The following is a 22,521-nucleotide window of genomic DNA, read 5'->3' as shown; positions in this document are numbered from 1 at the left end:
TGAGATTGATATAAGTTTATTCAACGTAATATTCAAGGCATTTAAAAGCCCAAATATAGGTTACAAGTTTCAAAGGAAATAACATGAGTCACCAATCAGACTTAATTGCAGATGATATTCAAGCATACCTAAAACAGCATGAAAATAAAGAGTTGGTTAGATTTTTAACCTGTGGCAGCGTTGATGACGGTAAAAGTACCTTAATAGGACGTTTGTTACATGATTCAAAAATGATCTTTGAAGATCAATTAGCAGCAATAGAGAAAGACAGTAAGAAGTCGGGTACCACAGGTGAAGCGATTGACTTAGCCTTATTAGTTGATGGCTTACAGTCTGAGCGCGAGCAAGGTATTACTATTGATGTTGCTTATCGATACTTCTCAACCGATAAGCGTAAGTTTATAATTGCTGATACCCCTGGTCACGAACAATATACCCGTAATATGGCAACAGGGGCTTCAACTTGTGATCTTGCAATTATTTTAATTGATGCTCGTTATGGTGTGCAGGTACAAACCCGCCGACACTCTTTTATTTGTTCTTTACTCGGGATCAAGCATGTCTTGATTGCGATTAATAAAATGGATTTGGTTAACTATAGCCAAGATCGTTATCAAGAAATTAAAAAAGATTATCGAAGTTTTGCTGACGATATGGAATTCGAAGATGTGCGTTTTGTACCTATTTCAGCATTGAATGGTGATAATGTTGTTGAAGAAAGCGCCAATATGGATTGGTATCCAGGTGCAACGTTAATGAAGTTATTAAATACCGTTAATATTGAAGCCAATCAAGTAAGCACTGAATTTAGACTGCAAGTACAATATGTAAATAGGCCAAACCTTAACTTTAGAGGCTTTGCTGGTACTATTGGTTCAGGCCATATTCGGGTGGGTGATGAAATAGTCGCATTACCATCGGGTAAAGAAAGTACGGTTAAATCTATTGTCACTTTTGATGGTGAGCTTGAACGTGCAGATAAAGGCCAAGCTATCACGCTTACGTTGGAATCAGAAATAGATATCAGCCGTGGAGAGATGATTGTTAAAAAAGGTTATTTACCGACGTCGGCAAAAGAGTTTAACGCCCAAGTGGTATGGATGCATGAAGACGAATTAGAAAAAGGGCGTGAGTACTACATAAAACAAGGGAGTAAAATGACCACAGGTCATGTGGTAGAAATAGAGCACCGTGTTGATGTCAACAGCATGGAAACTTCTAGTGCATCTCAGTTGGCATTAAATGAAATTGGTTCAGTTAACTTTGAAGTGGCTGAAACATTACATTTTGATTCATATCAATTTAATAAGTCGACTGGTGCCTTTATTATTATTGATAGGCTCAGTAATATTACGGTAGGGGCTGGTATGATCACCGATGCGATTGTCGAGCAGCAACAACATGCTTACAGCGAATTTGAAGTAGAGTTTAATGCCTTAGTGCGTAAACATTTTCCTCATTGGGGCTCTCGCGATATAAAGAAACTGTTTAATAGTTAATCATATTTTGGACGTTAAGAGTCAATAAATCTAATAATTGGTTATCATCACTTTTGTTAACTGTAGGTCAGCATTTATGCCGTCAAATAGCTGTAAGTTAGCTAATGAACGTCATAGATGGGCTTATCGGTAATTGCTCCTGCATTACCCTACTACCGCCATCCTTAGCGGCAAAGCCCAACCTACAAAAACGATGATTCATCTTAAAGTCTCACCTATGAATAGTTAATATAAACGGCATTGTTGGTATTCTTGTGCTGATAATGCTGTTAAATTTCTCAATATTTCATACGCATTAGAGGTTATTCCCTAGTGGGTTACTGATAAGGAAAACAATAATGGTAGCAATACAGTGGTTGCTTATCGCTATTTTTATTGCAACCTTCTTTGGGTTGGTAAAGTTTCAACAATTCCCTGAACGAGTATTTGCTGTCGCATTATTTGCTTGTTTAGGTTTTTCATTTGTAGATACTCAGGACATTCTTTCAAATGCAGTAAACCCAGGCCTTGTCACCTTAATTTTATTAGTGCTTGCTTCATTTTCATTTGAACGAACCAGTATTTTACGTCGTTTATCTGCAGTAATGATTAATGGTTCCAAATTTAAATCTACGGTACGAACGCTAGTTTATACCGCACTTGCTTCTGCACTTATGAATAATACAGCAGTGGTGGCTGCATTAATTTCTACCGTTAAAAACAATAGTTTAATAAACCCCGGTAAATTGCTATTACCCTTATCTTTTGCTGCAATACTCGGTGGTACGTTAACGTTAGTGGGTACCTCTACTAACTTAATTGTCAATACTATGCTGATCAAACAGGGGCATCCGAGTTTAGGCTTTTTCGATTTCACTGCTATTGGTTTGTGTGCAGCGGTGGCGTGTTTAGCCGTTATTATTGTTAGGCAAAATAGTTTACCTGAGATGCTTACCGAAAAAATGTCAAACCAAGATTACTTAGTCGAAGCTGAAGTATCGACTGAATCAAAATTAATCGGCTTAACGGTTGAAGAGAATGGTTTACGCAACCTAGATTCGTTATTCTTAGTTGAACTTGTTAGACATGGACGTTTAATAACACCCGTTGCTCCAGATGAAGTGCTGCTAGCTGAGGATAAGCTAATTTTCTCAGGGGATGTTTCTAAAGTGCTGGTATTACAACAATTTGACGGACTAACGTTATTTGCCGAAAAAGATGGCTTACTCAGAGACAATTTAACCGAGGTGTTGATAAAACCAGACTCGGCAGTAGTGGGAAAAACACTAAAAAAAGCGGGTTTTCGGGCGCGTTTTGATGCGGCTGTAGTAGCCGTGAAGCGTGAAGGCTCTGCCTTATCCGGTAAACTAGGTGATTTAATAATTCAGCCGGGAGATTTTTTAGTGTTAGCGGTAGGCAATGACTTTAGTTCGCGCACTAACTTATCAAAAAACTTTTATATTTTATCAGGTCATAAGCCCGATAATATGCTTTCAGGATGGCGGGATAGGCTAACTGTTATTGGCTTCATTGCGGTAGTAGCGACCTCTGTTTTTACGTCAATTGGTTTACTTAAAGCATTAATGTTTTATGTAGCTATTTTGATTTTTACGGGCTGCTTAACGGTAAATGAGATCAAACGTCGTTTTCCGCTTGAAATATGGATGATAGTGCTGGGCGCATTAACGTTAGCGCAAGCGTTAGATTCAAGTGGTGTCGCACCATTAATTGCTAAGAATATTGAAATGTTATTACAAGGGCAAAGTGCTTACTTAACCTTGGTGGTTATCTTTATTTTAACTTTATTAATGACAGAGGTAATGACAAACAGTGCAGCTGCGGCGTTGTTGTTTCCTATTGCTTATAGTATCTCAGTAGGGCTTGAGGTGAGCCCTTTGCCATTTGTAATGGCGGTTGCTTTTGCGGCCAGCGGTAGTTTTATTAGCCCTTATGGCTATCAAACGAATGTAATGGTTTACAATGCAGGTAACTACACGTTAACCGATGTTGTTAAGTTTGGAGTGCCAGTCTCCATTGTTTATTCCATAGTTGTTTTAATACTATTACCTATGGTTTTTCCCTTTTAATCGAATGAATTGATGATAAATATGAAAACAGAAAATACTGTGTGGCATGCGCATCAAATAAGTAAAGTACAACGCGCTAACCTTAAAAAACAACGCCCATGCTTATTATGGTATACCGGTTTAAGTGGGTCTGGAAAGTCAACTGTTGCCAATGCTGTTGATACTTTATTATTTGAGCGTGGTTTTCATAGTTACCTACTTGATGGTGATAATGTTCGCCATGGCTTAAATGGTGATTTAGGTTTTAGTGATCAAGATCGGATTGAAAATATTAGGCGAATTAGCGAAGTTGGTAAATTATTTATTGATGCCGGTATGATAGTGTCAACAGCCTTCATTTCTCCGTTTGCTGCTGAGCGAAAAGTTGCCAAAAACATGCTTGAACAGGGTGAATTTATAGAAATTTATATTGATACGCCGATAGCTGTGTGTGAGCAGCGTGACCCTAAAGGGTTATACAAAAAAGCTAGGTCAGGTGATATTAAAGACTTTACAGGAATAGACTCTACTTATGACGTGCCATTAACACCGGATATTCATATAAAAACTGAAAAGTTAAGTATAGTGCAGTGTGCTGAGCAAATTATTCATTATTTAATTGCTCATCAATATATTAAGTAACTTGAATTTGGGTGTAGGCAACATTGCTTAAGCCGAGTTCAGAGAAATAAGCTAACTCATTTTTAAAGGTTAAGGTATGCATTTTGATGTGTTTAATGGTGACGCAGATGGGATTATCGCATTAGTTCAATTGCGTTTGGCTGAGCCCAAAGACTCTATTTTGGTAACGGGAGTAAAGCGAGATATTAAGTTAGTTGCTCAAGTCGATGTTAAACAGGCAACATCTGTAACGGTATTAGATCTTTCTATGGAGAAAAATACTATAGCTTTAAACAAAATATTAGCTCATGGTATCCCTACCTTGTATGTTGACCATCACAGACCCGGAGATATTCCTGAAAGTGATCAGTTAACAGCCATTATAGATACTGATGCAAATACATGCACTAGCCTGCTGGTTAATCAATACCTTAATGGTAAATATGCCTATTGGGCAGTTGCTGCGGCTTTTGGTGATAATATGAATGCATCGGCTATTGAGCTGGCAACTCAACTAGGGTTAAGTAAAGATCAACAAGAAAAGCTAAAAGCCTTAGGTATCTATATAAACTACAACGGTTATGGCGCTTCAATTGATGATTTACATTACCCACCAGCTGAACTTTTTAAACTATTAATCGCATTTGAAAACCCCTTTGTGCTAATCGATGATGAACACTCTGTATTTTCAGCGCTAGAACAAGCCTATAGCCAAGACATGCAAAAAGTGAAGCTTGCGCAAACGCTTGCCGATGAAAAGCAGTGTAAAGTTATTACCTTACCTGATGAAGCATGGGCAAGGCGTGTTAGCGGTGTACTCGGAAATGATTTGGCTAATCAATCTCCTAATAAAGCTCATGCGGTACTTACTGAGAATAGCGATGGGACTTATCGCGTTAGTTTACGTGCACCGTTAAATGATAAACAAGGGGCTGACACGATTTGTATTCAATTTCCAACAGGGGGTGGCCGAGCCGCAGCAGCGGGTATTAATTATTTACCTGCTGAATTAGTGTCAAAGTTCATTGAAACAGTTAAACTATATTATTAGAGGGTGTTTCATCTTCTGCTAATACTCGGTTGATAAGTTGTAGAGAAAGGACGAATAGTTATGAGCGTATTAATAACAGGTGGGGCAGGTTATATTGGTAGTCACACGGTGGTGGAATTATTAGCATTAACCGACGATATAATTATTGTTGACAACCTATCTAATGCAAATGTTTTAGTGTTTGATCGCATTAAACAAATTACAGGTAAGACAGTCACTTTTATCAAAGCAGACATTTGCGACCGTGATGCAATGAAGCAATTATTTTCAGCTCATAAAATTAGCTCAGTAATTCATTTTGCTGGCTTAAAAGCAGTTGGGGAATCTAACGACATACCGCTAATGTATTACCAGAATAATGTTGCTGGTACTATTACCTTGTTACAAGTAATGGCAGAGCACAATGTTAAAAAGTTAGTGTTTAGCTCATCAGCAACGGTTTATGGTGAAAATAATGTCTCGCCTTTAATTGAAACTATGCCAACATCGGCAATTAATCCTTATGGTCAAACAAAGTTAATGATCGAGCATATCTTGTTTGATCTCGCTAAAAGCGACCCTCAATGGTCGATTGCTTGTTTGCGTTACTTTAACCCTATTGGAGCACACTCATCTGGGCTTATTGGGGAAAATCCTAATGGTATTCCAAACAATTTGTTGCCTTATGTTGCTCAGGTTGCAATTGGACGCTTACCCAAGCTACAAGTATTTGGTGACGACTATGACACCATAGATGGCACTGGAGTTAGAGATTATATTCATGTGGTTGATTTAGCGCTAGGGCATGTTAAAGCGTTAGAGAGCATTGATAACATTAAAGGTTGTCAGCCTATTAATTTAGGCACGGGTAATGGTACCTCGGTATTAGAAATTGTTGAAAGTTTTCGTTCGGTCAGTGGTAGCGTCATTCCTTATGACATTAAACCACGCCGTACGGGTGATATTGGCACTGTTTTTGCGAATGCAGAATTAGCTTTTAATTTATTATCGTGGCGAGCAGAGCGTGATATACACACCATGATAAGTGATACATGGCGCTGGCAATCAAGTAACCCGAATGGTTTTGAATAAAGGTCTATACTAATAATCGGTAGAGACCTTTTTACACTTATTCCACATGCTGAGATTGTTCATCAGCCCATGCTAATGCGTCATTATAGTGTTTAATGACGCTTTCCTTCTTAATACCTAACTTATCTATGACAATCCCTGTTTTATCCCACTGTGCACGTTCTATTAGTGTTACAAGTGTTATAAGTGCTGCAACTGGACCTTTCTTCGTTAGTAAAGTGTCTTTAATTTCTTGAGCAAGAGGGAGTTTTTCTAATACATTCTCTATGCTTTCATCAAGAATCGCATCAATCATTGATAATAAACCGGTTAAAAATGCAGAAGAAGTGTCTATCTTAGTTTTTAGGTCACTTGCGGTTAATTCGCAAAATTTTGCTCTAGCCATAGCTAAATTAATAAGCTCGGTTGGTTTGTCAGGATTAATATTTGTAGCAAACATTAATCCTAGAAATCGTTTTAATTCCCCCGCGCCTAACGTAACAAGCGCTTGTTTTATTGTTGATATTTCAGCTCGTCGTCTAAATATAGGGGAATTCGCGTAGCGCAATAATTTATAGGATAGAGATACATCACGTTCAAAGACCGAGGTTATACTAACTAAGTCTAGTTCAGGTTTTGATGTTTCATAAAGAAGCTCAGCCATTGCCATTTGTGAAGGTGAAAGCTGCTTTGTCTTCATCATTTCAGGTTTAGCAAAGAAATAACCTTGAAATAATTCACAGCCTAATGCTTTAGCTTGATCATATTCTTCATAGGTCTCTACTTTCTCTGCAAGTAATTTTATGTGAGGGAACTTTATAATAGCGTCCTTGATCACCTGCATTTCTTCTTGTGTAGTGCCACGCCAACATATTTTTATAATATGGATAAATGGAAAGAAATGAGCCCAAACACTTTGGTGCTGATAATCATCTAGCGCAATGGTATAACCTTTTTCATGTAGGTCTTTAATGAGTGCAAGTAAGCGCTTACCTGGTTTCTCTGTTTCTAAAACTTCTACTACCACCTCTTGAGGTGTTAGCATTGTAGGATAACCTTGTGCGATAGTTTCTTGGGTAAAGTTAATAAATGCAGGTTTATTACCAGTAAAATCGCTAACACCAACATTAAACTGGCTAGCCTCAACCATTTTACTCGTTGCGACATCACCATCTACATTAGGAAAAACGTTGTTTATGCTATCGCGAAATAAAAGCTCATAGGCATAAAGGTTTTTGTTTTGATCTAAAATGGGCTGTCGAGCGGCATAAAAATACATATAGCATCCTGATTATTTTAACTTTTTTAATATATTTCAAAAAGAGAGTTAATTCCATTAATTTTTATCTTTCATCTTATCAATATATCTATTTTACTGGTATTGTTATGACTATTTACTTGGCTAAGTAAAAAGCCAGTTTTCATTATTATAGCGTTTAGTTTACACTTATTTCTTTTATTTACTGTAATAACATTATTAATACTAATAATGTTATTGTAGTTATTGTTTAGGAGGTTTCATTGACCCTTGCTACATTTATTGCTTTAGCACTTTATTTTATCACTATGCTCGGTATAGGCTGGTACGCTTATAACAAATCCACAAGTGACGTTGCAGGATTTATGCTTGGCGGTCGAAACTTAAGTCCCGGTGTTACCGCGCTTTCTGCTGGTGCCTCAGACATGAGCGGTTGGATGTTAATGGGATTGCCCGGTGCAATGTACTTAACCGGCTTAAGTAGTACTTGGATAGCTGTTGGCTTGGTAGCCGGTGCTTATTTAAATTATTTAATCGTAGCGCCAAGGCTAAGAACTTATACAGAAGTAGCTAACAACTCTATTACTTTGCCTGACTATTTTGAAAATCGCTTTAAAGATCGTAGTAGAATGTTACGACTGGTTTCTTCTGTTGTTATTATTATCTTTTTTACGCTTTATACATCTTCAGGTGTTGTTGCTGGCGGTAAGCTTTTCGAGAGTTCGTTTGGCTTAGATTACAATTTAGGGCTTTATATCACTGCTGGGGTTGTTGTTCTTTATACGCTTTTTGGTGGCTTTTTAGCAGTGAGTTTAACTGATTTTGTACAGGGCTGTATTATGTTTGTCGCCTTAGTATTAGTACCGGTTGTTGCTATATTTGATATAGGCGGAATTGGGGCAGTACAACAAAGTGTTGAACAAATAGATCCTACCTTACTTCACTTATTTAATGGCGTTGGTTTTATTGGTATTTTATCTGCAATGGCTTGGGGCTTAGGTTATTTCGGCCAACCACATATTATTGTGCGGTTTATGGCGATTCGTTCAATTAAAGACATACCAACAGCAAGAAGAATAGGCATGAGCTGGATGATAGTGTCTATCTGTGGCGCAGTAGCTACTGGTTTTGTCGGTATTGCCTATATTGCAAAAACTGGGGCTTCACTTAATGACGCTGAAACGATATTTATTTTATTATCCCAGTTATTATTTCATCCATTTATTGCCGGCTTTTTATTAGCCGCAATATTAGCTGCAATTATGAGTACAATATCTTCACAGTTATTAGTTACTTCAAGCTCATTAACAGGTGACTTCTACCAAGCATTCTTCAATAAGTCAGCTTCAGAAAAACAATTAGTACGCGTTGGTCGCTTATCGGTGTTGTTAGTGGCGGTTGTTGCTGTAATGCTAGCCTTTGATCGGAATAGCTCTATTTTAACACTTGTTAGTAATGCTTGGGCAGGCTTTGGGGCTGCATTTGGACCTGTTGTTATTTTAAGTCTTCATTGGAAGAAAATGAATAGAAACGGTGCATTAGCTGGAATGATTGTTGGAGCGCTAACCGTTTTATTTTGGATTTATGCGCCATTTACAATTAATGGCCAGTCTCTAAGCTCAACGTTATACGAGATTGTGCCTGGGTTTATTTTATCATTCTTAACCGTGGTTATTGTGAGTAAATTAACTTATAAACCAGATGCGGAAATGGAAGCAACTTTTGAACGTGTTTTAGAGCATCATTAAAAAGTATAAGTACTGAGCTACTAGCCCCGTTATAGTATTATTATAACGGGGCTTTTTATTTTAATTTTAAGTAGACCAACGTATTTTTTGATTGATTTTTGCTTGCCAATTTTTCAATGGCTCGCTTTTATTACCTACAATAATAACGTTATTATTTTTGTAAGTACTTACCAACCCTTGCATTGTTTCACTTTCAAAGTGGTTATTTAAGTTTAAATATTCATTATTAGGTACAACAAATATAGTAATAGGGCTGGTTTTTCCTTTGAAAACTAAATGTAAACTTTTAATCCCGTCAAACTTGCAAAAGTTAGCTGCAATTAACTCCCCTAAGTCATCAGTAAAGGTCGCATTAAATGATGCCATTTTTTGATTTAAATTTACTAAGTTTACTCGGGCGATGTCATTGTTGTTAAAAAATTTTTCCTCGTGAGCAACATGGGCAAGTGCATAATCACTAATCGATTTATAGGCATGGGAAAATTGCATTAAACTAAAGGTTACACCAAGGGTTAGCATTACTGACGCGGCTAAAGCAAATTGTATACGGGTCTTTCGCTTTTTATGCTGATGGCTTGCTAGCGTTTGTTTAAGTAGTAATTTTTGCGCTAGACCATCAGGTACTGGCACATTAAGGGCGCTGAAAATTTTCTCATCCAGTGCGTTTACTTCTTGCGCGAGTTTCTTTTTTGCAGGGTCTGCTGATAGGGCGGTTAATTGCTCATCATCATCATTGGTTGGATCTGCAAACAAGCTGCGTCTAAATCGCAAATCATCCATTATATTGACCCCTTCTGTCTGGTTCTTGTTCAAGTGCATCTTTTAATTGCATACGAGCCCTATATAGACGCGTCATAACGGTATTTTTGTTAAGCGTAAGTAGTTGGGCAATTTCTTCACCGCTAAACCCTCCAATCACCTGTAATACTAATGGTTCTCGATACTCTTCAGGCATTTTTGCTATTTTTTCTCTTAGCCAATGGTTCTCAATCTCTTGTTCATGCCCGAGTGTTTGAGTATCAGTAATTGCAGATTCTTCATAGTCACTCATATCTAAACGTTTTCGTTCAAACCTTCTTGCATTTTCACGACGTAGAATAGTAATTAACCAAGACTTAGCTGCTTGTTCATCTTTGAGAGAGTCTAGAGCTCTCCATGCTCTTAAAAAAGTTTCTTGGACTAAATCTTCAGCTATGTGTTTATCATGCGTAAGCCAGTATGCATAGCGAAAGATATCACCATGTAGCGCATTAACTAATGCTTCGTATCGCGTTTGTTTTGAGGCCATAAATTTTTGCGTTGCCTTGCTATAAATTAAAAGACCTGTGCTAGCTGATTTAAATTTCGCTTCGTCGATTTAATTTTTATTAATTTAAATATTCTCTGACAGGAGTATGTAAAGTTATACCAGTTTCATTAATTAAGTGACCTATTTTATACGCAGTGAAAACAGTCAAATACAAGGCATTTATTTTCATAACTAGTTGTTCTAATTATAAAATAAATAACGCAGTAGTTGATTGTTTTAACCAGTAGAAATGATCACATAATTAGTGAGATTGGTATTATTACATCAAACGTTTATAACCCAAAGTTAAACAGACTAATACCAATCCGTAAAAGAAGGTGTTCTCCCCTTTATACGGAATGGTATAGCATAGCGTTTTTAAAACATACTAAGCGTAGCAGTTAGTAGTAGTTATTAGCTCGGCCTATGGATTCAAGGTGAACTCGGTGTGTGTGGGTTTAGTTGATGAAATATTATTTTTGTTAATAGTTTGTATAAGGTTTAATAGTTTATCACTATTGTATTCACTTGGTGTTTTACCATAAGCAGATTGTTGTAATTCTGAGATAGCTTGCTCAAACTCTATATTATTAACGTGTTGGCTAACGTCAGATAGTGTTGACAATTGTTTTGAAGTCAATTGGTTATACCAAGGTATGATTAACTCAATTGTTGCTTTTGTATCTTTTTTCTTTGCAGCAGCTAGCAAGGCTAGATAGATATCATTAGATTTACGAGGTAATGTTTTAGGTGTTTTTAACAAACGATTTCTTTTAGCAGAAATCCACCAAGCAACACAGGTTAATAACCAAAGGCCTAGAAATAACCATTGTAACCATGGCGATTTCTCAATAATTATTGTTGTGGGTGATGGCTGAGCTAAAGGTGTTAGTGCATCAGTAGAAGGTTTGCTTGGTGTAATGTTTGAAGTTGCTTCTGCGTTAGGGGCTATAGTAATGCGCTCTGCTGGTATTGTGGCATGCTCAATTCTGTTAGTTTTAGTATTCCACCATGGAATACTAATTTCGGGCAATAGATAAGTACCAGGCTTACTGGCAACGATCGCAAAGTTTCTTACTTTTTGGCTAACAAGGCGATTATTATTAATGCCAGTATGTAATTCTGCTTGATCTGGATAAACTTTAAGTCCTGCAGGCATTTCCATATCTATCAGGGGTAATTGATCTTTCGATAAGCCAGCCGCAGTTAGTGTTAAGACGCGAGTGATTGGCTCTCCTGCTTTAAAGTCTTCAGGACTAGGTTGCCATTCTTGATGAAGTGCAATTAACTCACTGGGGAGCCATACGCCTTGATAATCTATAGGGATAGGTTTTACTGAAATAGAAATTTCTTCACCAATGACACTGACTGGCTTTGTTTCAGCGAAGCTTAAAAAGTTACTGCGGCGGGTAGAGGGTTGCATTACTTCGCCAGAAAAAACCGGAGACTTAATGGTAAACTCACCACTTTGTTGCGGACTAATTGCATAAGTTCGTTCAATAACACGGTAACGACGACCATTTATAATGGTTTCATTTTCTATATCTTTACCGATTTGAGCAATACTTGCTCCTGCTAACGATGGTTCACTTAAGCTTCCTCGTTTAAGCTCCGCAGAGAAGTGTAGCTTAACTTTTAAGGTGAGTTGTTGCTGAACAAATACTTCATTAGAAGATATATCATTGGTAATAAATAAGTCTTGTTGTCCACTAACTGTTGAGTTTGATGGTGATACTACGGTTAAAGTGATTGGCTTTGTTTTTTGCCCTTCAATACTAAAAGCAGGGATCGTATAAGTGCCTTCTTTTTTAGCAATTAAAACGGTAGTCCACTTTGTTAAACGTGAGGTGTTAAAGTTAACCATACTTGTTTGGGAGCTCACTGAAGTACGCCCTACAACGAAGTCATTGAGTAATGCACTGGTATCGAGGGCATTCGAGTCTACGTCGTCATCTGCGGTAATGGTTAACACGAAGGATTCATTCATAATTACCGGGTTTTTATCGACTGAGGCAATCACTTCAGTCAACGCGTTTGCTTCTAAACAAATAAGAAAACTTAAAAGACAAAAAATACGTTTTACCACTTTTTCTTAACTCCTGATTGGCTTGAACTTTGACGTCGTTTTTGATACTCAAGCTGCATTTTATTACGTAATAACATATATGGATCATCAGTTACTTTGTTTAAAATCTGTTGATGCTTTTGTTCAGTTTCTTTATCAAGTTGTGCCTGTGCTATGTTTGCCGCTTTTTGTTCTGTAGGCGGTTCTTCGTTTTCAGGCTTTTGACTTATTTCTTGCTGCTGGTTTTTTTGCTCTTGTTCCGATTTGTCTGCAGCGTTTGGTTCTTGATCAGCTTGTTGCGGATCTTCTTTATTTTGTTCCGCATTTTGTGAGTTATCTTGTGACGCTTGATTGTCATTTTTAGCTGAGTCTTTTTCAGAATTATCTGCTTGATTACCTTGCTCGTTATCTTTTTGGTTTTGATCACTTTGTTGATCGTTACCTTCTTGATCATCATTGTCTTGTTGATCTTGATTTTTTTCTTGCTGCTCCTGCTGTTTCATTAATTGTTCAATCAATGCTTTGTTGGCTTTTGCATCTTCATTATTAGGCTGCTGTGCTAATACTTTATTGTAAGCGTCAATTGCTTGTTCAAACTGTTGTAGTTTAGCGTGTGTATTTCCTTGGTTGTATAACGAGGCTGGCGTATCAACTTTTTGGAAAGCACTTAGCGCCTCTTCATAGTTTCCTGCTTTGAATGCTGCACTACCTTGCCACATAGGATCTATAAACTTTTCAGCAGCTTGCTGATATTCTTGTGCCTTGAAGTGTTGCTGACCTTGTTGATCCTTTGTTTTCCATAAATCATTCCAAAGACTGGCATGTGCCTTTTGAGTTGGCGTGAGGAAAAAGCAAAAAGGTATGATAGCTAATAAACTCCCTCGTCTAAAATAGCCAAGTATTAGCGGGATAACCAATAAAAGCAGATAGGGGCCAAATTCCTGCCATTGGTCACCATTATTTTTAGTATTATCAGACTTCTTTTCTTTATCTCGGTTAAGAGGTTGATGTAAAAGCTTCTTTATATCACTATCGTCAGTAGCAAGTGTAGAAAAATTACCATTGCCTCGTTGTGCAACACCTTGAAGCGCGGATACGGTTAACTTGGGTATAATAATAGCGCCACTATCGTCTTTCATTAGTTCGCCGTTGGTTAACTTTATTGGAGCGCCTGCTTGGGTGCCAATACCAAGGATATTTAAACGGTGTGGATGATTTCTCGACCATTGCGTAATATCTTGAATATCGGCATTATCAATACCGTCGGTAAACCAATAGATATCACCACTTAGATGACCTGCATTGTTAAGCATTTCGTTAGCAAGTGATAGCGCCGCGTAAGGGTTGCTGCCAAGTTCAGGCATTAAGTCTGGACTGAGCGAGGGCAATAATAGGTTTATATTATTAATGTCTTCAGTTAACGGGCTAATAACAAAAGCGTCACCGGCATAGGCAATTAATCCAATTTCACCTTCATTTAAACGCTCAAGTAAGTCAATTGCTTTATAACGGGCGCGCGTTAAGCGATTTGGTGCAATATCAGTGGCATACATTGAGTAAGACATATCCATAACAAGAACAGAGCCACGAGCAACTTGATACACAGGCTGAGGCAGCTTTTTCCATGTAGGACCTGCTAGTGCGGTAATTATTAATATACCGATAATAAACGGAAGCGTTAAAGACAGTTGTTTGTTAGTTTGTTTATTATCAATAAGCTCACTAGCTAAATGTTTGGGTAGTAATTGTTGCCAGCCTGATTGACTAAGTCGATATTTCTTTAGTAGTTGTATAGCAATAATCAATACAATAATAGCCAATAACCACCATGGACGAATAAAATGAAAATCAGCAATCATATTAAATCCTCCTGATGGTTTTTAAAACGAAATTTTTGGGCGGCACTTAACCAAAAAATATAAGCAAAAGCCAAGCAAAGTGCGAGTGCTAAAGGATAATAAAATAATGCAGTTAGTGGACGCATTTGCTGTTGGTCTTGTTCTACTGGCTCTAATTGGTCAAGCAGTTGATAAATTTGGCTCATGTCTTCACTGCTACGTGCTCGAAAGTACTGGCCATTGGTTTGTTCAGCCATACGCTTGAGAGAGTCTTCATCTAAATCGCTAGAAGGGTTCACTCTTCTTGCTCCAAAAAGTGACTTTTGAATCATTACATCAGCCCCTATGCCTACTGTATAAATAGTGATCTCTTTAGCAACAGCAAGTTCTAATGCTTGTTCGGGCGTTATTTTACCAGCGGTATTTTGTCCATCGGTTAGTAATAATAAAACACGATTCGATTCTTTTTTTTCATCAAAGCGTTTAACAGCTAGCGCTATTGCATCACCAATAGCTGTTTGTTTACCCACTAACCCCAAAACGGCTTCGTCTAACATTTGCTGTACGGTGTTACGATCGTAGGTCATAGGTGTTTGCATATAGGCATCATCGGCAAATAGTATTAAACCAAGTCGATCACCCACACGCCTTCCGATAAAGTCGCCCAATAATGACTTTAGCATTACTAGTCGGTTGACTGTACTACCATTTAAGTTCATGTCTTCAACTTGCATACTGCCAGAAAGGTCAACGGCTAGCATCATTTCTCTTCCTTCAGTAGGTATACTGATGGCATCGCCCAACCACTGTGGCTGGCTGGCTGAAAATACAATTAATAACCAAAGAATGGCTAATAACCATAGTGGTGTTTTTCTACGGCTATTGTTTACTGTTTGTGTTTTAATACCAGGTACTAATGTTGGCATTTTGAGTGAAGCAGGTTCCTTATAAGACTTTGCTGGTAGCCAGTAAATAAGCAGAGGTAAAGGGATCAGCACTAATGCCCAGATAAATCCAAAACTTATCATGACATCTCCTCACCTATTTTTTGTCCATTATTAGCAGGAAGCGCATGCTTGAGCCAGAGTAGTGCGGCTTGTAGTAAGTCTTTATCTAGTACTTTCTCATTAACTTTATAACGACTATTTAGTCCTGGTTCAGCAAGCTGGTTAAATTTCTGGTGATATTTTTCAGGGAGCTGTTTTAACATGAAATCATTAAGTTCTTTGCCATAAAGTTGGGCAATAGCATCTCTTGGAAAATAGTGTGTTGCCGCCCATTTTAGCGTTGTTAATATTTCATCATTGTTGGTAATAGGGCCTGATAAATGTTTTATTGCAGCGCGTTTTGCTTGTACTTTTCGCTTGTGTTTTTTCAAGGCGCTAACGCATATAGCCACTAAAACAATAATGACAGCGAGTAAAATCCACCAACCATAAGCAACAGGATAGTTATGAACTTCTGCGGGAATATGAATATCTTTAAGTTGGGCTAACGGGTCCATGAGGCAACCCCATCTTTTAACTGGTTTTCAATTGAGCAGCCGGCACTGAAATGCATTAATCTTGCACCCGCTTTTGTTAGTGCTTGCGCTATTTCTTTATTATAGAGTTCAGCCTTATAACGATAAAATTCAGCGGTTCTATTATCGCCTAAGGTAAGTTGTTGTCGGTTTTTGCCATCAGTAATACTCACATTTAATTGGCTTTTACATTCTGGAAGTTCGTGCTCAAGCGGATCTGAAAGTAAACACATAACTAATTCACAGTGTTTAGATATATTTGCTAAATGGCGAATAGCTTCGTTATTAATGTTATGCCCATCGGTAATAAAGTACACTAGACTGCCAGGAAGTGCTATTTGCCTAGCTCGCAAGCAGTTTTCTTCAAAATAGAGATCTGAGTTTGTATTCTGGTGTTCAGACTGCTGTTTCATAAAGCTGTCTTTGTGTACTTTTATAAGTGCATTTAAATAATGAAGTACACCTTGTTGACGGCTACGAGGTTTTAATTCTGTATGTAAAGCTTGATTAAAAACAATCCCACCAACGCGGTCACCTTTGCTTTTAGCATGCCATGCAAGTAATGCTGCTATGTGTGCAGCTTGTACAGATTTAAATAATAACTTTGAACCAAACAACATACTATGACTGAGGTCGGTAATAATTTGCACTGGTCTTTCAATTTCCTCACGAAAGAGCTTAGTGTGTGTTGTACCTGTTCGGGCAGTAACACGCCAGTCGATTGCTCTAATGTCGTCACCAGTTTGGTAATGACGCACTTCATCAAATTCCATACCTCGTCCTTTGGAGCGTGCGAGGTAGTTACCAGACATCTTTCCCTGTAGGTTTCGTACTGCTTTTATATTGATTAAGCTACTTTTACTTTGGTATCGCATTAGTTCGTCAAGCGACAAATTAACGCCATTAGTACCTAACTCGGTCAATGTATTTGCAATGGTATTATTTTCAATTTGCGCAGATTTATTAAACCACATCATATTATTTCGATAAATATATCAATAAAAAACACAACTAGGCGACAGCAACAAGGCTTAGAATATGATCAAGTAATTGATTGCTATTTATACCCTCTGCTTCTGCTTGATAAGTCAATAATACACGATGACGCAACACGTTATGAAATACAGCTTGAACATCTTCAGGCCCAACAAAGTCTCGGCCATGTAACCAAGCTCTTGCACGAGAGCATCGATCAAGTGCGATGGTAGCTCTAGGGCTTGCACCATAAGCTAGCCATTGTTTTAACTTGTCATCATACTTTTCAGGTTGGCGTGTCGCCATTATTAAATCAACAATATACTGCTCTATAGCAGGTGCCATATGAATATTTAATACTTGTTCGCGGGCAGAAAAAATATCTTTTTGTGATATTTGGCTTAAATGTTGTTTTTGTTTGTTAAGTGCCTCACCTCTATTTAACTTCAGAATTTGTAATTCGCTGGCAGCATCTGGGTAATCTATTTCAATATGCATTAAAAAGCGATCGAGCTGAGCTTCGGGTAACGGATAGGTACCTTCTTGCTCTATTGGGTTCTGTGTTGCCATTACGAGAAATAGTTCAGGTAATTTATAAGTATTTCGTCCAACCGTAATTTGCCCTTCGGCCATGGCTTCTAAAAGTGCCGATTGTACTTTTGCTGGGGCACGGTTAATTTCATCTGCCAATACTAAGTTTCTAAACAAAGGGCCGGATTGAAATACAAACGTTCCATCTTCAGGTCGGTATATATCGGTACCGGTTAAATCTGCTGGTAATAAGTCAGGTGTAAACTGAATACGATGAAAATCAGCTTCTACTCCTTCAGCTAACGCATTAACCGCACGTGTCTTTGCTAATCCCGGAGGACCTTCTACAATTAAGTGACCATTTGCTAATAAAGCGATTAGTAAATTTTCTACTAAAGCGTGTTGACCAATAATTTGTTCAGATAAATGTTCTTTTAATGATGAAAAGTGCTCAATAGCCATAATAAATTAGTTACTTTTGGTTAAAATTGTTATTCGAATTATTCGACTTGTCATTAGATATATGGTTCAACAAATAAAAAACAACTGCCAGTATTAAATTGTAAAAATTAATTATCATTGACAGTATTTTAAGTCTTAGTTTGTACCTGCGTTTAAATAAAAAGTAGGCTTAGGTTGAAAAAATAATATTAATGGTTAGAATTAAAGCATAAACTCAGAGGTCAGACCTCTTGTTAAGGAAATAGAATGACAGTAAAACTTCAAACAGCAAATGGTGAGCGAATCGCGATTGTAGCGGGATTACGTACGCCTTTTGTAAAGCAAGCGACAGCATTTCATGGTATTCCTGCGGTAGACTTAGGTAAAATAGTCGTTAATGAGCTAATTAAGCGCAGTGATATTGATCCGCAAATAATTCAACAGTTAGTTTTTGGGCAAGTGGTGCAAATGCCGGAAGCTCCAAACATTGCGCGTGAAATTGTTTTAGGTACTGGCATGAACGTACACACCGATGCTTACAGTGTTTCTCGAGCTTGTGCAACAAGCTTTCAGTCAACCGTAAACATTGCAGAGTCAATAATGTCTGGAATGGTTGATGTTGGTGTTGCTGGTGGAGCAGACTCATCTTCTGTCGCCCCTATTGGTGTGTCTAAAAAGTTTGCCCGAACGTTACTTGACTTAAGCAAAGCGAAAACTTTCGGACAAAAGTTTGCGTTAATAAGAAAGCTTGGCTTAAAAGATATTTTACCTGTTCCTCCTGCTGTAGCTGAATATTCAACAGGGCTTTCAATGGGGCAAACTGCGGAACAAATGGCAAAAACCCATGGGATAACCCGCGAAGCACAAGATGAGTTAGCGCACCGTTCTCATACACTAGCAACTAAAAGTTGGAATGAAGGTAAGCTTGATGGTGAAGTAATGGCTGCACATGTAGAGCCTTATAATCATTATGTAGACAAAGATAACTGTTATAGAGATAACTCAGAGCTGGCAAGTTATGCCAGACTACGTCCCGTATTTGACCGTAAGCATGGCACGGTGACTGCGGCTAACAGTACCGCATTAACCGATGGTGCATCAGCAGTATTAATGATGCGTGAAGGACGAGCTAAAGAGTTAGGCTATAAACCATTAGGTTATATACGTAGTTACGGATTTGCTGCAATTGATGTATGGGAAGACATGTTAATGGGTCCTAGTTATGCAACACCAATAGCATTGAAACGTGCAGGATTAGAATTAAAAGATTTAGACTTAATTGAAATGCATGAAGCGTTTGCTGCTCAGGCTTTAGCAAATATGAAAATGTTTGCCAGTAAAAAGTTTGCTCAAACTCATTTGAATCGTGATAAAGCCATTGGTGAAATCGATATGGATAAGTTTAATGTGATGGGCGGTTCATTAGCCTATGGGCATCCGTTTGCTGCCACTGGTACTCGACTTATTGTACAAACATTAAATGAACTGAACCGTCGCGGCGGTGGAATAGGGTTAACAACCGCATGTGCAGCAGGTGGTCTAGGTGCAGCAATGATAGTGGAGACAGACTAATGAGCAACAATACATTTACTCTAAAAAAACAAGAGAATGGTTTAGCCCATTTAGTGATGGATGTTCATGGCGAGTCGATGAACACCCTAAAAGCTGAATTTGCTGACGAAATAGCTGAAGTATTACAGGAAATTAAATCTGATACTAGTTTGAAAGGGGTTATCTTACTAAGTGGTAAAGCAGACTCGTTTGTTGCTGGTGCAGACATTAACATGTTGGCAAATTGCCAAAGTGCAGCTGAAGCAACGGCATTATCTCGCCAAGGACAAATGATTTTCGACCAAATTGCTAATTTATCTATACCTGTGGTTGCTGCTATTAATGGCGCTTGTTTAGGTGGCGGTTTAGAGCTAGCAATGGCATGTCATGCTCGTGTTTGTAGTGATTCAGCTAAAACAGCACTAGGCTTACCTGAAGTACAATTAGGTTTGTTACCAGGTAGTGGTGGTACACAACGCTTACCTTTATTAGTGGGTATTCAAAAAGCACTCGATATGATGTTAACGGGTAAACAATTACGAGCTAAGCAGGCATTGAAGTCTGGCTTGGTTGATGACGTAGCCCCTAACAGTGTATTGATTAGTGTGGCTGAAAAGCTTGCCTTATCGGGTAAAGTGAAAACAGGTCAACAAAATAATAAAGAGGTGAAACTTTCTTTTGTAGGTAAAGCGCTCGAGCGTACCAGCTTAGGTAGGAAAGTGCTTTTCAGTCAAGCGCTGAAGAGTGTTATTGCGAAAACTAAAGGGAATTACCCTGCACCTATAAAAATTATAGACTGTGTAAAAGTGGGCGTGGAACAAACACTAGCCAAAGGTTATCAAACTGAAGCGGATCACTTTGGTCAACTTGTCATGAGTCCAGAGTCAGCTCAACTCCGTCAAATATTCTTTGCCACAACGGATATGAAAAAAGAGCAGGGGATTGAGGGTGTTGCTCCAAGAGTCATTGAGAATGTTGGTGTTTTAGGTGGCGGTTTAATGGGTGGCGGTATTGCCTTCGTAACAGCAACTAAAGCTAATTTACCGGTTAGAATTAAAGATATTTCTCACCAAGGGATTCATCACGCGTTAAAGTATTCATTCGACTTGTTAAATAAAAAAGTTAAACGTCGATTTATGTTGAAAAGTGAAATGCAAAAACAAATGGCTATGATCACAGGAGCGCTTGATTATAAAGGTTTTAAGTCAGCAGATGTAGTCATTGAAGCGGTTTTTGAAGATTTATCACTAAAGCAATCAATGGTTGCAGACATAGAAGCAAACTGTAAAGAAAACACGATTTTTGCCAGCAATACTTCAAGTCTACCGATAGGTCAAATAGCAGCTAAAGCTAAACGCCCTGAAAATGTGATTGGCCTACATTATTTTTCACCAGTGGATAAAATGCCACTTGCTGAAATTATTGCTCATGATAAAACGTCAGATGAAACTATTTCAACAACGGTTGCTTTAGCTAAAAAACAAGGTAAAACGCCAATAGTGGTTAAAGATAAAGCGGGTTTTTATGTTAACCGTATACTTGCTCCCTATATGAATGAAGCCGCGCTAATGCTGCTTGATGGCACCCCAATAGAAGCTTTAGATAAGGCGTTGGTTAAGTTTGGTTTCCCTGTAGGACCGATGCAACTTCTTGATGAAGTTGGTATAGATATTGGCGCTAAAATTGGCCCTATTCTACAGGCAGAGCTTGGTGATAGGTTTTCACCGCCACCAGCATTTGACAAACTAATAGCTGACGGTCGCTTAGGTAAAAAGGTTAAAAAAGGCTTTTATTTATATAATAGCACTAAAAAGAAAACTGTTGATGAGAGTGTTTATACTTTACTTGGCATTAATAAAACACAAACAGTTGCAACGGATGATATAGCATTAAGATGTGTATATATGATGCTTAATGAAGCAGCGAGATGTTTAGATGAGAGCATAATTCGTAACGCTAGGGACGGAGATATTGGTGCTATATTTGGTATAGGTTTTCCTCCATTCTTAGGTGGCCCTTTCAGATATATTGATACGATAGGCGCTCCTCAAATTGTTAGTAAAATGAACCAATGGTCTAAAGCCTATGGTGACCGATTTGTTCCGTGTGAGTTACTGATTAAAATGGCTGAAGAAAATAGTAAGTTTTACGACTAAAGCATCAGTTTATTGCCGCTAATACGGCGGAGTTTCACCTAAAAGAGGCAGGTTATTGCCTCTTTTTTGTACTAAAAATTGATAAGTTTTTTACTGAACCTTGAAAATTATAGCTACATGGCGTATATTTGCGCGCGTTTTTTTGATACTCTATTTAGGTTAAAGTTTTTATGTTGTTGCTTTGTATTAGCCTTATCGCACTTATATTTTCTGTATTTTTTTATTGTCAGGCAATGTCGAGTGGTTTAGGAAGGAAACGCTGGGCTTGTGCTGGGTTGTGTTTTGGACCATTAGTATGGCCAATGTTTTGTATGAAAAAGCGAATGAAAATTAATAGGTTATTCGGTTTTGATTATTCAATATTAAAAGCTTAGCTTTTAGAGACTGGGAAGATTTCTATAATATAGTCGCTAACTTCCTTGTAGCGATTATTTAATTCAACTAGCGCCACCAAACATTGGCAGGCATTTCGTTTATTTCAATTTTTTCTGCTATTGCATTCGCTTTAGGCTCAGCAATAAAAAGTTTTTTAATAATTTTTAGCATAAAAAACCTCTATAAAGAAGTTGTTACAGCTGAATTATTATCTTCAACACGAACATGCTTACGTACAACACGTACATGCTTACGTACAACACGGACATGCTTGCGTGCAACTACTTCTGATGATGCTATATTCTCATTCTCTTGTTGTAATAAATCGAGAGAGTCTACCGGTGTTGCAGGAGTTGCTGATACTGATAGCGCTAAGATAATTGATGTTAACATTTTTATTTTTCCTTATTATTAAAAGTCAACTTCATTAAGCGAGAAGTGTGCCAATATGTTAAGGCCTTTAAAAATAGGTGCTAGCGAGAGCTTAAACGCTAGCGTCAAAAAAAC

The 22,521-nt window shown here is 37.9% G+C and carries 18 protein-coding genes; 8 read left to right on the top strand and 10 right to left on the bottom strand.

Annotated features, from left to right (window positions below; translation table 11 throughout):
• Positions 1-83: 83 nt before the first annotated feature.
• The 5 genes from cysN (at position 84) to galE (ending at position 6,287) form a co-directional block, all read left to right on the top strand.
• Positions 84-1,499, top strand: coding sequence for a sulfate adenylyltransferase subunit CysN (cysN, locus tag QUD79_RS12700; RefSeq protein ID WP_184421543.1), 1,416 nt, complete (start codon positions 84-86; stop codon positions 1,497-1,499).
• A gap of 338 nt (positions 1,500-1,837) precedes the next feature.
• Entirely contained in the window at positions 1,838-3,565 is a 1,728-nt protein-coding gene (locus QUD79_RS12695; RefSeq protein WP_184421546.1) for an SLC13 family permease, read from the top strand.
• A gap of 21 nt (positions 3,566-3,586) precedes the next feature.
• Positions 3,587-4,186 (top strand): adenylyl-sulfate kinase, encoded by a 600-nt coding sequence (gene cysC, locus QUD79_RS12690; RefSeq protein WP_246454849.1) that lies wholly within the window; start codon positions 3,587-3,589, stop codon positions 4,184-4,186.
• A gap of 76 nt (positions 4,187-4,262) precedes the next feature.
• Positions 4,263-5,216 carry a DHH family phosphoesterase gene (locus QUD79_RS12685; RefSeq protein WP_184421553.1) on the top strand — a complete coding sequence of 318 codons (954 nt, stop codon included), beginning with the start codon at positions 4,263-4,265 and terminating at the stop codon, positions 5,214-5,216.
• A 60-nt stretch (positions 5,217-5,276) separates the two neighbouring features.
• Positions 5,277-6,287: a UDP-glucose 4-epimerase GalE gene (gene galE, locus QUD79_RS12680; protein ID WP_184421556.1), complete on the top strand. Its 1,011-nt coding sequence runs from the start codon at positions 5,277-5,279 to the stop codon at positions 6,285-6,287.
• A 37-nt stretch (positions 6,288-6,324) separates the two neighbouring features.
• Here the strand turns inward: galE and QUD79_RS12675 are convergent, their stop codons facing one another.
• A complete protein-coding gene (locus QUD79_RS12675) occupies positions 6,325-7,545 on the bottom strand; it encodes an EAL and HDOD domain-containing protein (RefSeq protein ID WP_184421559.1) in 1,221 nt (406 codons plus the stop codon).
• Positions 7,546-7,787: 242 nt separating this feature from the next.
• Here QUD79_RS12675 and putP point away from each other — a divergent pair, with 242 nt between their 5' ends.
• A complete protein-coding gene (putP, locus tag QUD79_RS12670; RefSeq protein ID WP_184421562.1) occupies positions 7,788-9,272 on the top strand; it encodes a sodium/proline symporter PutP in 1,485 nt (494 codons plus the stop codon).
• 66 nt (positions 9,273-9,338) lie between these two features.
• Here the strand turns inward: putP and QUD79_RS12665 are convergent, their stop codons facing one another.
• From QUD79_RS12665 to QUD79_RS12630, 8 genes are all read right to left on the bottom strand, one after another.
• Complete coding sequence (locus QUD79_RS12665; RefSeq protein ID WP_184421565.1) at positions 9,339-10,052, bottom strand: DUF3379 family protein; 714 nt, start codon at positions 10,050-10,052, stop codon at positions 9,339-9,341.
• Positions 10,045-10,560, bottom strand: coding sequence for a sigma-70 family RNA polymerase sigma factor (locus tag QUD79_RS12660; RefSeq protein WP_184421567.1), 516 nt, complete (start codon positions 10,558-10,560; stop codon positions 10,045-10,047). The genes QUD79_RS12665 and QUD79_RS12660 overlap by 8 nt, the downstream gene beginning before the upstream one ends.
• A 424-nt stretch (positions 10,561-10,984) precedes the next feature.
• Positions 10,985-12,646 carry a BatD family protein gene (locus tag QUD79_RS12655; RefSeq protein ID WP_286288486.1) on the bottom strand — a complete coding sequence of 554 codons (1,662 nt, stop codon included), beginning with the start codon at positions 12,644-12,646 and terminating at the stop codon, positions 10,985-10,987.
• Complete coding sequence (locus tag QUD79_RS12650) at positions 12,640-14,484, bottom strand: vWA domain-containing protein (RefSeq protein WP_184421570.1); 1,845 nt, start codon at positions 14,482-14,484, stop codon at positions 12,640-12,642. Before QUD79_RS12650 ends, QUD79_RS12655 begins: the two co-directional genes overlap by 7 nt.
• The gene (locus QUD79_RS12645; RefSeq protein ID WP_184421573.1) at positions 14,481-15,491 is read right to left on the bottom strand and encodes a vWA domain-containing protein; all 1,011 of its coding nucleotides are present in this window, start codon (positions 15,489-15,491) and stop codon (positions 14,481-14,483) included. Before QUD79_RS12645 ends, QUD79_RS12650 begins: the two co-directional genes overlap by 4 nt.
• Positions 15,488-15,967, bottom strand: a complete 480-nt coding sequence (locus QUD79_RS12640) for a DUF4381 domain-containing protein (protein WP_184421575.1) — start codon at positions 15,965-15,967, stop codon at positions 15,488-15,490. The genes QUD79_RS12645 and QUD79_RS12640 overlap by 4 nt, the downstream gene beginning before the upstream one ends.
• Entirely contained in the window at positions 15,955-16,962 is a 1,008-nt protein-coding gene (locus tag QUD79_RS12635) for a DUF58 domain-containing protein (RefSeq protein ID WP_246454851.1), read from the bottom strand. The genes QUD79_RS12640 and QUD79_RS12635 overlap by 13 nt, the downstream gene beginning before the upstream one ends.
• Before the next feature lie 34 nt (positions 16,963-16,996).
• Positions 16,997-17,953, bottom strand: a complete 957-nt coding sequence (locus QUD79_RS12630) for an AAA family ATPase (RefSeq protein WP_184421578.1) — start codon at positions 17,951-17,953, stop codon at positions 16,997-16,999.
• A gap of 246 nt (positions 17,954-18,199) precedes the next feature.
• On the opposite strand from QUD79_RS12630, the gene fadI reads away from it, so the two are divergent.
• Together fadI and fadJ are read left to right on the top strand one after the other, a co-directional pair.
• On the top strand, positions 18,200-19,504 hold the full coding sequence (fadI, locus tag QUD79_RS12625; RefSeq protein ID WP_184421581.1) for an acetyl-CoA C-acyltransferase FadI: 1,305 nt from the start codon (positions 18,200-18,202) through the stop codon (positions 19,502-19,504).
• Complete coding sequence (gene fadJ / locus QUD79_RS12620) at positions 19,504-21,639, top strand: fatty acid oxidation complex subunit alpha FadJ (RefSeq protein WP_246454852.1); 2,136 nt, start codon at positions 19,504-19,506, stop codon at positions 21,637-21,639. The genes fadI and fadJ overlap by 1 nt, the downstream gene beginning before the upstream one ends.
• Positions 21,640-22,194: 555 nt before the next feature.
• Here the strand turns inward: fadJ and QUD79_RS12615 are convergent.
• Positions 22,195-22,407 carry a hypothetical protein gene (locus tag QUD79_RS12615; protein ID WP_184421587.1) on the bottom strand — a complete coding sequence of 71 codons (213 nt, stop codon included), beginning with the start codon at positions 22,405-22,407 and terminating at the stop codon, positions 22,195-22,197.
• Positions 22,408-22,521 lie beyond the last annotated feature (114 nt).

This window comes from Thalassotalea piscium (assembly GCF_030295935.1).
GTDB lineage: Bacteria > Pseudomonadota > Gammaproteobacteria > Enterobacterales > Alteromonadaceae > Thalassotalea_B > Thalassotalea_B piscium.
This window is presented reverse-complemented; position numbering and strand designations above follow the sequence as displayed.